The following is a 12,652-nucleotide window of genomic DNA, read 5'->3' as shown; positions in this document are numbered from 1 at the left end:
CAATTCATTAGAATAAAAATGGCAACTACTGCAGATTTGCGTAACGGACTGGTAATCAATTTCAACCACGATCTTTTTCAGGTGATTGAATTCCAACATGTTAAACCCGGCAAAGGAAACGCCTTCGTACGCACCAAACTGAAAAGCCTTACTTCCGGCAAAGTGCTGGACAATACCTTTTCTTCCGGAGCAGGTATTACACCGGTGCGCGTTGAAAGACATAAATTCCAATTTCTATATAAGGACGAAGTCGGCTTCAACTTCATGAACTCGGAAACGTTCGATCAGGTCTTGATCGATTCAAAACTGGTGACCAATGCTGACCTGATGAAAGAAGGCCAGGAAGTGGAAATCCTGATCAATACTGAAACAGATGCCGCGCTGCTTTGCGAGTTGCCCCCATTTGTTGAACTGGTCGTTACTTACTCCGAACCAGGCCTGAAAGGCGATACCGCCAACTCTCCCAAAAAGGCGATCGAAGTAGAAACCGGTGCCCGGATCATGGTTCCTTTGTTTATCGAAGAAGGCCAGAAGATCAAAGTGGACACGCGCACTTACGATTACGTAGAAAGAGTAAAATCATAATTAATTGTTTTCTGTGGGCGGTAAATGGATCTACCCCGGCGCTTATTACTAAGCCTTCAATGATCCAGTCTCCACAGTTTAAATTTGACTAAATGGAAACCAAAGAAATCCAAAAACTGATTGACTTCATTGCCCAATCGGGACTAGATGAGGTGAATATTGAAACGGCAGATCTGAAAATCAAGGTGAAACGCTACGGTACCGCACCAGTAGTGTCCTACACCTCCGCCCCTGTGGCAGCACCTGCGTTGGCCCCTACGACTGCCGCAGCACCTGCTGCATCAGCCGTACCCGCCGAGCCCGCGGTTTCCAAAGAATCGGCTTCTTCGAACCTCATTACCATTAAATCTCCGATGATCGGTACATTCTACCGCGCATCAAGCCCTGAAACGCCTGCATTTGCCAATATAGGCGACGAGATCAAACCCGGTAAAGTAGTTTGTGTGATCGAGGCGATGAAACTATTCAACGAAATTGAATCGGAAGTGTCAGGAAAAATCGTCAAAATCCTGGTTGAAAATGCTACTCCGGTTGAATTTGACCAACCATTATTCCTGGTTGAGCCTGCATAAGGCAATGAAAGGTCTCTCAAACTCAATTGAATTTCATGTTTAAAAAGATACTCATTGCTAACCGGGGAGAAATTGCCCTGCGGGTGATCAGGACGTGTCGCGAAATGGGCATTAAGACTGTCGCCGTATATTCGACAGCCGACCGCGACAGCCTTCACGTACGGTTTGCGGACGAGGCCGTTTGTATCGGCCCCCCGCCCAGCAGACAATCCTATCTAAGCATTCAGAATATTATTTCAGCGGCAGAAGTAACCGGCGCGGATGCGATCCACCCGGGTTACGGGTTCTTGTCCGAAAATGCGGAATTTTCGCAGATCTGTGCCGATTACGGCATTAAATTCATCGGAGCCACCGCCGCCCAGATCAACGGGATGGGCGACAAGGCGACGGCGAAAGCAACGATGATCAAAGCCGGTGTGCCCGTCGTTCCCGGTTCGGAAGGCCTGCTCGAATCCGTTGAGCAAGGCAAACAGCTCGCGGAAGGAATAGGTTATCCAGTGATCGTCAAGGCAACTGCCGGTGGTGGTGGACGCGGAATGCGGATCATCAACAAGCCGGATGAATTCGAAAAAGCATGGACAGACGCCCGTACGGAATCCGCTGCTGCTTTTGGAAATGACGGTTTATACCTCGAAAAATTCGTAGAAGAACCCCGCCATATTGAAATCCAGATCATCGGTGACCAATTTGGTAAGGTTTGCCACCTTTCGGAGCGCGACTGCTCCATCCAGCGTCGTCACCAGAAGCTGGTAGAAGAAACGCCATCCCCTATTATCACCCCCGAATTGCGTGAGAAAATGGGAGCGGCGGCCATCAAAGGCGCTCAGGCGATCGGATACGAAGGTGCAGGTACCATCGAATTCCTGGTCGACAAGCATGGTGATTTCTACTTCATGGAAATGAATACCCGCATCCAGGTAGAGCACCCGATCACCGAAGAAGTTACTGATTTTGACCTTATTAAGGAGCAAATCAAGGTAGCTGCGGGGGAACCCATCTCCGGAGTAAATTATACGCCAAAGCTTTTCGCAATGGAATGTCGGATCAATGCGGAAGACCCTGCGAACGGTTTTCGTCCTGCACCAGGAAAAATCACCAACCTGCATTTCCCCGGCGGACATGGCGTGCGGATCGACAGCCACGTGTATAGTGGCTACACTATCCCGCCAAACTACGACTCCATGATCGCCAAGCTGATCGTAAGCGGGCAGTCACGCGAGGAGGTGCTTACCCGGATGAAACGTGCCTTGCAGGAATTCGTGATTGAAGGTATCAAAACGACGATCCCATTCCATATCAAGCTCATGGATGATCCCGGTTTCAAATCCGGTAATTTCACTACCAAATATTTGGAATCATTTGATTTTACGACGCTTTAACAGCGCCGCAATGGATAAACAAAAAGCGTTCGGCAGATTCCTGCCGAACGCTTTTTGTTTGGGGACGTGTGATGTTCTGATAGTGGTTTAATTGGCACTTATTCTAAAATTGTTTCCTCTTCTGGCATTACGGGATAATCCGATATCAGCTTGTAAGGCCTGTTAAATGCCTCTTGCCTCATTGCAAAACGCTCGGCAAGTTTACGGATCACTTCCTTGGACATTCCTTTTTTATAATGCAGTATCTCCGAAACATAACTTTTGCTGACATTCAGCAGCTCGGCCAGGTCTTTGGCCTTCATCTTATGATCGGCCATGAGTGATTGCAGCATTTCTACGGGATCGTAATCCGTTAGAGTGCTGTGTTCGCTGTCATAAGCTTCGATCAGGACCATCAGAAGCTCCGCTTCGTCCTGATATTTACCTTCGGCCTCTCCTGAATCATCCAATCTTTCTAGCTCCCGACAGTACTCATAGTACTGTTCTTGGGTCTTAATGACCTTATATTTTAGATCTCCCATGCTAAAATTGGTTAATTGAATATTGCAGTCCGCGCCTGCATAAATGTGTGTATTCAGCATGAGTTCCAATCCAACTTACGTATAAACGGACGTAGCTTGCTCCAAATACATACTTACAAATCATACGGTAATTATTCCCGCCAATATCGAACACCACTCTCGGACATCCGTTGCCCAGAAAATCGACTGTCTGGTAATTCTCTCGGATATCTTCCGGAGATCGCCAATCTGCACCCTTTAGCTTTTTGAGCCAACCCTCAAACGATGACTTACTCCTGGCATGATCGAGAATAAAACCTTCAATGCTCTCTTTTCTAATCAGATGTACTTTCATTAAAGTGTGTGAATATAAGAAAAGTTCTCTTTATGAGAACTTTTCCGTTGACAATATTTCGAGCTCCTGATCCAGCCTTACACCACTTGCGGCAGCGCGTAGGGCGACCGATACTTCCTCGTCAGCAGCTTGTTGGCATCATCATCCCCCACAAATTTCTCCGTCTTACTATCAAATGTCAGCGCGCGACCAACGCGGTAAGCAATATTTCCCAAGTGCGCCAGCCCCGAAGACAAATGCGCCGTTTCCACCGGTCCATTCAGCAGCTTGGGATCTTTTGCGATCACCGCATCGATGAAATTTTTGAAATGATCACCTCCTGCTTTGCGTGAGGGACCGGCTTTTTTATCCTTACCCAGGAAAGTCTCGTAGTAGTCGTAGCCCTTTACAACCATATACCCTTCGCTACCATAGAAGATATTCCCGATCCCCACGCCACCTTCATCATTGGTCATCCAGGGACGTACTTCGAATTCGATGATCTTCTTTTCCTTGGTATAAACGTAGGAAGAGCTGAGCACCTCCGGCGTTTCCTTGGCGTCATTCCAGAGAAACTTGCCACCCGATGATGTGATCTTGTCCGGGAAGGTTTCCACTCCTAGTCCCCACATACACATGTCAGTTTCATGGATACCCTGATTCCCGATGTCGCCATTGCCGTAATTCCAATGCCAATGCCAGTCGTAATGCACATAATTGCGGGAGAATGGCTTCATTTCGGCCGGCCCCGTCCATAAATCGTAGTTCAGACCAGCCGGTACCGGTTCGGTACCTTTATCGCCGATATCAGGTCTCCATTTGTAAACCAACCCTCTTGCCATATACACGTTACCGATAAGGCCATCACGAAGATGTTTGACAGCTTCCTTCAATGCTTCCGAGCTACGCAGCTGTACCCCGTGCTGGACGATGCGTTTGTATTTATTGGCGGCTTCAATCATCCTGCGCCCTTCGACGAGGTTATGCGAGCCCGGCTTTTCAACATACACGTCCTTCCCTGCCTGGCAGGCCCAGATCGTCGCCAATGCGTGCCAGTGATTGGGTGTGGCAATGCTCACCACATCAATCGATTTATCGTCGTAGACCTTCCGGAGATCCGTTTCGGTCTTTATCTTCTTACCGGTCTTCTGTTCAAATTCCTGCGCCCGCTTTTGCAGTATATTGTTGTCCGGATCGCAAAGCGTGGCCACTTCCACGTTACTGAGATTATTGAAGCCCGAAATGTGGCTCTGCCCGCGACCGTTCACCCCCAGCACCGCTACGCGTACACGGTCGTTTGCACCGAATGCGCTTGCGGGAATAATGGAAGGGATCGACAACGCCACGGCAGCCCCTGTTGTGTTCCTGATAAAATCTCTTCGCGATACTTCGTTTGGTTTGTCCATTATGAAAGAATTTAGGATTTCCGATCAGCAACCAATCTGGTTGGCAGCAACTTAGACGACACCAGAGAGTCTGTCCCTGATTCGATCTACTTAAAAAATACTACTAAATTTTCCTTTTGTACTATCCGGCTACATGATTTGAACAATACCATAGCCGCTGACCGTGAGTATAGACAATACGCTCAGCCAGAAAAACACGTCATATGCCAGTGACGGCTTCAATGACACAGGCAGTTCCCAGTAACGGAACACCAGGGAAATATAGACAACCAGTAAAAGCAGCACAGACGTAGCGATCCCGCCCAGGATCACCATCATCACCGGCGCCTGAAAGAAGAGAAAAAGAATGCACCAGATAGCCGGCAACACCCAGGACATAATGCCGATCGATTTCCGCTGGGCCTTTTCAGTATCAAATTTCATCCAACCCAACTGACCAAATGCATCACCCCACACGCGTGCCCAGCTGGCCGTCGCTGTAAACAACGTGGAGTATAATACAAAGAATGCGCCCACCAAAAACAGGTTCCTGGCCCAGTCGCCGAGCGTTTCGGTGAAAATCCTCGACAGTACATCCACCATCTGATAACCTTCGGGCACGGCGCCTCCATGGTGTAAAACCGCTGCGCCCAGCAGGTAAAAGGCAGCCGTCACAATGGTATAAACCACCATCGACAGTACTGCATCAAGGTACATGACGTTAAACCAGCCCTTGGCCCGCTCCGACCACTCGGGTGTACCGTCATTCGGGCCCGTATAGGCAGCGTAACCCTTTTCAATACACCAGTAATTATAATACATGATCTCATCGCCCCCGACGCCTGTTATCCCGAAGGCGCCGAATGCCGTAGCAACCAATGCGACGGGAAGGGAAAATTGCAGCCCGGTTTCAATTTGCGGCCAGCGGATGGCATAAGAAGTCCATTGCAGAGAAAAAAGGGATATCAAGATAACTACCGTGAACAGAATGATCATCACCAGCGATCCTTTTTCGATGGGCCCATAATTACCCTTATAAACCCAGAATGAAGTGACAAGCACTGAAATGATTGCCCACATATTGACCGAAATCGCCGGAAATCCCATATTCAGCACAATAGCAACCCCACCTACGATACCGCCTACCTGCAATAGTTTCAACCCCTGCAAAGACAACCATAACCATATACTCCAGTGCGCCTTTCCCAGTCTCAGGCCAGGCAGACTATTGAAATTATGCATAATGAATGTGCCTGTGTAAATCGCATTCTTACCAAATTCGAGCTGTAATGCAACCTTCACCAGGCAGCTCAGGATGATCAGCCAGAACATAACAAACCCTGCCCTGGCGCCCAATGCAGTAGTGGCGATGAGCTCCCCAGAACCTACAATGGCCGCGGAAAGAATAAAACCGGGACCGAGATAGCGGAGCCTGCCTGAGAAAGTGATGGGTGGGGTTAAAATTTTGGACATAAGGGGATTTTATATCCAAAAGCTAAGACTTGCGTCCGCTTACTTCCTTAAAGCCAGTAAGGTACCGTAGCTCCGGTATCTTACTGGCTTTAAAACTTTATAGATTCCCCACAGCCTGGTGAATCTGCTTTACTGTATCCACATAATTATTTTCGCTGGGAAGCCCGAACAGCGATTTTTCCTTAATCATATGCGCCACATTTTCCGGAACGAGCTTCTCCCAACCCGGCTCCCCTCGCTTGATCATTTCCAACACAAGGTCGGTAGTGATGTGCATATGCTCGGTATTATAATTCCGGATATCCTCGATCTTATCGTTCACGATCAGATATTGGAACAATGGCCGCAAATGATCGGGAACCCGGAAATTCTCGCAGCTGTACACCGAACCATCCGGTTGGAGGGTCGGGTAAATGTAAAGCTTTACCTTACGGCTGAAAAGCGTGGCGAATGACTCGAGAATACCGCCTTGTAAAAACTGATAGTGCTTTTCTTCAAAAATATCCTGCAAATTAGGACTACCCAGCAGCAATCCTGATTTCAGCTTGGTAAGCCGCGACAGGTAAGCCACCAGCCTGTAATATTCATGGTGATTCGAAATCATTACCATATGCCCCAGCGAACATAGAATATCCACCCGATCCAGAAAGTCTTTCTCATCGATATCACGGTCGCCAGCTTTGAGGTTATGCAGCGTCAGCTCCGAAATCAGCACCACCTTTGATTCATCCACATCAGGCTCGGCCAGGAATTGCCGCTGGCCATTGCTGATCAGGTCGATGTGTACGTTGGTGATGGGGCGTAACCGGCCACGCATCATGAGGATATGCTTTTTGTACAACGCTTCCGAAGGCTGCAGCACACCACCATCGCTGCCGAACAATGCCGCGTCCGTAAATCCGTTTTTCACCAGTCTCAGACTCATCAGGCGGTTGTCTACCTTGGCAAAATCCGGCCCGCTGAAACGTACCATATCGATCTCGATCCGGTCGATGGTCAGATCGTCCATCAGCGACATCAGCAGGATTTCCGGTGATTTGTGGTAGTAATAGCAACCATAGATCAGGTTCACCCCAATAATCCCCAGTGCCTGCTGCTGCAAGATATTCTCGTCATCGCGCATACGCACGTGTATGACTACGTAGTTGGTCGGCCCCATCGGGGTCAGCTGAAACTGCAGTCCTATCCAGCCATGGGATTCATTTGTTTTCTGAAAATTGAGAGCTACTACTGTATTGGCAAAGGCAAAAAAGGTGCTGTCGACACCCCGCTTTTCCGACAAACGCTTTTCCACCAGGTTATACTCCCTGTTTAGCATTTTCATCAGACGAGATTCCACTACATACCTTCCGCCTTCTTCTGTTCCATATATCGCGTCGCTGAATGTCATGTCGTAGGCAGACATGGTTTTAGCGATGGTTCCGGATGCGCCGCCAGCCTTGAAAAAATAAGCCGCCGTTTCCTGCCCCGCGCCGATTTCTGCAAATGACCCATAAATACGGCGGTCAAGGTTGATCCTTAGTGCTTTTTGTTTTGTACCAAGATTCTTTTCGTACATAACTGTATATTAGTAAAATGAAAAGCCTTACATGTAAATATAAGAAAAATACAGTTCTGTGTTAAGCGCAATTTCTGATCTTCTGACAGCAGAATGGAAAAGTTATATAATTTATTCACTTACGGCACTTTGATGCAGGGTTTTGATAACCCCTATTCACACAAGCTCCGGCTGTCTTCAAAGTACATAGGGAAAGGGTATTTCAACGGAAAATTATATCGCGTCGAATGGTATCCCGGCGCCCTTTACCACGCTGGCGATACATCCAGGGTTCATGGTGAGATATATCAGCTTACCTCCCCGGAAATACTCGCAGAACTGGACGAATATGAGGATGTTTCAAAGGACGAAACGGCAAGCTTGTATGTGAGGAAAGTGATACCGGTGAGGAACAGTCAGCAAATGGTGGTTCCCTGCTGGGCCTATTTGTATAATCAGCCGGTGAAGGACCTGCCGTTGATTGTGGATGGCCGTTTCAAAATTACGCCCTGATACTCTCGCCAATGATACGCAAGCCGTCCAGGGTCAGCTTCCTGTCAATTTCGGTGAACTCGTCCCGAAGTGTATCGATAATTGACGATAGTCCGCCCGTCGCCACGGCAATGCATTCACCACCCAATTCCGCCCGGATACGGCTCAAAAGCGTTTTCACCAGCCCTTCATAACCCAGCAGAATTCCTGCCTGAATGGCTTCGACCGTATTTCTGCCAATGGCGGTTGGCGGAAGTTGCAAGGGTACTTCGGGTAATTGCGCGGTGTTCGCAAACAATGCTTTTACGGCCGTTACCAATCCTGGCAATATGGCTACACCCAGAATTTTACTGTCTTTGGAAATCGTTGTGAAGGTCAATGCCGTACCAAAATCGACCACTACACAATTCTCTTTGTAGCGCGTCGACACCGCCACGGCATTCGCGATCAGGTCTGCGCCAATCTCATGCGGATGGTCGATCGCGATCGACAAGGCCGGATAAATTTCCGGACCGACCACAATCACACCTTCCCCAAACAGCGACCGTAACATTCTCAGGATAACCGGTGCCAGGGCGGGAACAACACTGCTCAGGACTACCGTATCCACATCTCCAAACCACAGGCCTGCTTCTAAAAAATGCAGCCGCAGTTTCGATTCGTAATGCGCCTCGTTTTCCTGGACCAGCGAACGCATCCGCCAGATGTGCTCCCAGTTTCCTGAATCGTAAAGCCCAAAAACGGTGTCGGCATTACCAAGGTCGACTGCTAAAAGCATAACAGAGAATTTACATGCAGGGGCAAATTAAAGGCATTCTTCAAATAAAACTTCATGACAGCCGGGTTTTGCCTACGTTTCTTTTTGATTATCCATAATTTTAACGCAAAAATAAAACGACGTGCTTTTTCCCTCATTTCACAAAGCACTATCCAGAATATTACCCGGTAAGTTATATGCACTTTTCTACGCGCAGCGGAACCTCCATATTAGTTTTCTTGATGCTATGTCTGAACCACACCATTTACGGTCAGGCGATTCCGGAGTGGCAGGATCCCCAGGTCATCAGCATTAACACCGAAAAACCGCGGGCGGATTTCATTCCTTATCCCAACGAAAAGAGCGCATTGGCAAGGGATCCCAAAAGTCCGTTTGTGCAATCCCTGAATGGCACCTGGAAATTCAAATGGGCACAGCATCCGTCCAAAGCCCTGCTCAACTTCTATGACCCCAAAGTCTCAGACGCCAATTGGGACAATATCCCCGTCCCGTCCAACTGGCAGGTCGTAGGCGCCCGGGAAGGCCGGAAATATGACCGTCCGGTTTTCAGCAATATCAAACATCCTTTCAAAGCGACGCCGCCACGCATTTCGGCCGACACCAATGCCGTAGGAATGTACCGGACCACTTTCACGGTTTCCGAGGATGCGAAAGACAAGCAGATCTTCCTGCATTTTGGCGGCGTACAGTCCGCCTGCTATGTCTGGCTCAACGGCGTGGCGATCGGGTACCACGAGGATGGTATGACGCCATTTGAATTTGATGTTACCGAAGATGTAAAACCCGGGGTCAACAACCTTGCGGTCGAAGTTATCAACTGGTCGGATGGCAGCTACCTCGAAGACCAGGATTTCTGGCGATTGTCGGGAATATTCCGGGATGTGAAACTGCTCCTTTTGCCAAAGGTCATGCTCGCTGACTTTTCCGTTCGGACTATCCTGGATGCAAATCATGAAAATGCGACGCTGAAACTGAGCGCCTATGTAAAAAACTATGGGCAGCAACCCATTCATGCCCACCAGGTACTGTTTACACTCTACGACGCAAACAAATCAGTCGTGGTGACACCAGTAAGCCAGATGATCGGGACATTGGAAACGGGTCGTGAGGGTGCGGTGCGCGCTGAGGTTCCCGTACCTAATCCTGCCAAATGGAGCGCCGAAACGCCCCATTTGTATACACTCACCGTGCAGCTCATGAACTCAGATGGCAAAGTCCTGGAAGTAGCCAGCCAGCGGGTTGGTTTCCGGGATGTCAAAATCAAAGGCGGACAACTACTTGTGAACGGCAAGGCAATCACGATCAAAGGGGTAAACCGGCACGAATTCGACCCTGAAACCGGCCGCGTGATCAGCCGTGAGTCGATGATCCGCGACATTACGCTGATGAAGCAGCACAATATCAATGCCGTCAGGACCTCACATTATCCCAATACTACGGAATGGTACAACCTATGCGACCAGTATGGATTGTACGTCATGGATGAAGCCAACATCGAAAGCCACGAACTGTGGAGCAAAAATATCATGCTCGCCGACAACCCGGCGTGGCGCTCCGCATTCCTCGCCAGAGGCAATGCTATGGTGGAAAGGGACAAAAACCATCCGTCGGTGATCATCTGGTCGCTGGGGAATGAGTCCGGAATGGGCAAGAACTTTGTAGATATGGGCGACTTTATCAGACTTGCCGACCCTACCCGTCCCATTCACTATGAAGGACGCAAGGACTATAAACCAACCTCTCTCAGCAGCTTTGACGTGATCTCGGTGATGTACCCATCCACACAGGACATGGCTGAGCTTGTCAGGAAAGATAAAACCCGCCCGCTCATCGTTTGTGAGTACGCACATGGAATGGGCAACAGCATGGGTAACCTCCACGAATATTGGAACCTGATCGAAAAATATCCGACCATGCAGGGTGGCTTTATCTGGGATTGGGTAGACCAGGGCCTGCAACTCAAAAGACCAGATGGCAGCACTTACTGGGACTACTTCAATTACATCGACGGAGCCAACGCCGGCGACGGGCTCGTTAATCCGGACCGCACACCGCAGCCGGAACTCAGTGAGGTGAAGAAGATTTATCAATATGTTAAATTCGAAATGCCGGATACCCTGAAAGCCGGTGAAAAGAACATAACATTGCACAACACCTACGATTTTCTGTCGCTTAATGCCTATGAGCTGGTCTGGTCTGTGCTGGAAAATGGTAAGGCGACGGGCAAGGGCGGAAGCATTGCCAATCTGAATGCATTGGGCCGCCAAAAACAGCAGATCACGATCCCCTATGAACTTCCCGCTTCCGCAAAGCCTAATGCCGAGTATTTCCTGAACCTTAGTCTTCGGTTGAAGGAAGCCACATTATGGGCACCCAAAGGCCACGAAGTGGCCTGGCACCAGGTCCCCGTCGCCAAAACCATGCCTCAGCGTCCCAATCTCAGCCTGTATAGCGAACGTCCGCTCCGCATTGCCCAGATCACCGCGGCACGTGTGCAGATCAGCGGACAGGACTTTTCAGTCACTTTCGACAAGAACGAGGGCCGTATGATTTCTTTTAAAAACAAAAAGGAAGAAATGTTGGAACAGGGCCCTTACCCCAACTTCTGGCGAGTACCCACGGACAATGACGAAGGCGGAGGTGCTAAAAGTTTTGCGTCACAATGGCGCAATGCCAGCCTCGATACGTTAGAAAGGACTACGACGGACATGAAAACCCAACGCCTGACAGCCCAGATTTACAGGGTAACACTCTCCCAGACCCTGAAACACGCGAAAGGTGAAATGGATGTCAGATCGGTGTACCTGGTGTACGCCTCCGGCGATGTGCATGTTCAAAACACCTTTGTTCCGCAGGGTGAATGGCCCCCGCTGGCCAAAGTAGGAATGCAGCTGCAAATGCCCGCAACATTCAGTAAAACACAATGGTACGGCAACGGCCCTCATGAAACCTATCCCGACCGCCGGCATAGCGGCAGGGCGGGTATTTACACGGGCACAGTTTCGGACCAGCATTTTCCATACATCACACCGCAGGAAAACGGGAACAAAACCCGGGTTCGCTGGGCATCGGTCACAAATACAGAAGGAACCGGGTTATTGGCTTTAACCGACTCTCTGATGAGCTTCAACGTCCACGACTATACGGACAAGGATCTGCTCGCCGCCAAACGGCGTGGCGCAATCCTGAACCGGGGCAATGCAACAGTTGTGAACATCGACCTCGCCCAGATGGGACTGGGCGGCGACGACAGCTGGTCACCTCGTGTGCATGAGGCATACCTGCTGCCTGCGAAAGCTTACTCTTATGCTTTCCGGCTAAGGCCCATTGAAAGTACCTCGAATATCGACCAGATCGCCGCGGTACGCCTGCCTTATGTCGGACAAAAAGAAACAAGCGAGACGTTGTCGATCGCGGAACCTGAGGCTACATCGACAACGGACGACTTAAGCACTGAGGAAGAGGAAGAAGAAGTCGTGGCGACACCCGTTCGCAAAACAACTGTCAAAAAAGCCCCGGTGAGGAAAAAGGCGGTAAAGAAAAGAAAACCTGCCCGCAGACGCCGCAGACGATAGTAAAAAAGACTTGGCAAGCCAGACAAACGGCCTACCAAGTCT

Annotated in this window: 11 protein-coding genes; 5 read left to right on the top strand and 6 right to left on the bottom strand. The window is 49.4% G+C overall.

Going from position 1 to position 12,652, the window contains the following annotated elements; translation table 11 throughout:
• Positions 1–18 precede the first annotated feature (18 nt).
• From efp to accC, 3 genes are all read left to right on the top strand, one after another.
• The gene (efp, locus tag BP71_RS31785) at positions 19–585 is read left to right on the top strand and encodes an elongation factor P (RefSeq protein WP_496385663.1); all 567 of its coding nucleotides are present in this window, start codon (positions 19–21) and stop codon (positions 583–585) included.
• 92 nt (positions 586–677) lie between these two features.
• Positions 678–1,157: an acetyl-CoA carboxylase biotin carboxyl carrier protein gene (gene accB / locus BP71_RS31780; protein ID WP_496385661.1), complete on the top strand. Its 480-nt coding sequence runs from the start codon at positions 678–680 to the stop codon at positions 1,155–1,157.
• A 35-nt stretch (positions 1,158–1,192) separates the two neighbouring features.
• Positions 1,193–2,536 (top strand): acetyl-CoA carboxylase biotin carboxylase subunit, encoded by a 1,344-nt coding sequence (gene accC / locus BP71_RS31775; RefSeq protein WP_496385660.1) that lies wholly within the window; start codon positions 1,193–1,195, stop codon positions 2,534–2,536.
• A 98-nt stretch (positions 2,537–2,634) separates the two neighbouring features.
• Here the strand turns inward: accC and BP71_RS31770 are convergent, their stop codons facing one another.
• From BP71_RS31770 to BP71_RS31750, 5 genes are all read right to left on the bottom strand, one after another.
• Positions 2,635–3,057 carry a helix-turn-helix domain-containing protein gene (locus BP71_RS31770; RefSeq protein ID WP_496385659.1) on the bottom strand — a complete coding sequence of 141 codons (423 nt, stop codon included), beginning with the start codon at positions 3,055–3,057 and terminating at the stop codon, positions 2,635–2,637.
• Position 3,058: 1 nt separating this feature from the next.
• Positions 3,059–3,391, bottom strand: coding sequence for a type II toxin-antitoxin system HigB family toxin (locus BP71_RS31765; protein WP_496385658.1), 333 nt, complete (start codon positions 3,389–3,391; stop codon positions 3,059–3,061).
• 77 nt (positions 3,392–3,468) lie between these two features.
• Positions 3,469–4,776 (bottom strand): Gfo/Idh/MocA family protein, encoded by a 1,308-nt coding sequence (locus BP71_RS31760; RefSeq protein ID WP_496385657.1) that lies wholly within the window; start codon positions 4,774–4,776, stop codon positions 3,469–3,471.
• A gap of 129 nt (positions 4,777–4,905) precedes the next feature.
• Positions 4,906–6,228, bottom strand: a complete 1,323-nt coding sequence (locus tag BP71_RS31755) for an Nramp family divalent metal transporter (protein ID WP_496385656.1) — start codon at positions 6,226–6,228, stop codon at positions 4,906–4,908.
• A gap of 97 nt (positions 6,229–6,325) precedes the next feature.
• Positions 6,326–7,786 carry a TonB-dependent receptor gene (locus BP71_RS31750; RefSeq protein ID WP_496385655.1) on the bottom strand — a complete coding sequence of 487 codons (1,461 nt, stop codon included), beginning with the start codon at positions 7,784–7,786 and terminating at the stop codon, positions 6,326–6,328.
• A 93-nt stretch (positions 7,787–7,879) separates the two neighbouring features.
• On the opposite strand from BP71_RS31750, the gene BP71_RS31745 reads away from it, so the two are divergent.
• The gene (locus BP71_RS31745) at positions 7,880–8,278 is read left to right on the top strand and encodes a gamma-glutamylcyclotransferase family protein (protein ID WP_496385654.1); all 399 of its coding nucleotides are present in this window, start codon (positions 7,880–7,882) and stop codon (positions 8,276–8,278) included.
• Here BP71_RS31745 and BP71_RS31740 read toward each other — a convergent pair.
• On the bottom strand, positions 8,268–9,035 hold the full coding sequence (locus BP71_RS31740) for a type III pantothenate kinase (protein WP_496385653.1): 768 nt from the start codon (positions 9,033–9,035) through the stop codon (positions 8,268–8,270). The genes BP71_RS31745 and BP71_RS31740 overlap by 11 nt on opposite strands.
• A 176-nt stretch (positions 9,036–9,211) precedes the next feature.
• On the opposite strand from BP71_RS31740, the gene lacZ reads away from it, so the two are divergent.
• Complete coding sequence (gene lacZ / locus BP71_RS31735) at positions 9,212–12,610, top strand: beta-galactosidase, LacZ type (protein WP_496385652.1); 3,399 nt, start codon at positions 9,212–9,214, stop codon at positions 12,608–12,610.
• The last annotated feature ends 42 nt before the right edge of the window (positions 12,611–12,652 follow it).

Source organism: Dyadobacter ginsengisoli DSM 21015 (genome assembly GCF_059568735.1).
The sequence above is the reverse complement of the archived record's forward strand: the minus strand, read 5'-3'. Positions and strand labels throughout refer to the sequence as shown.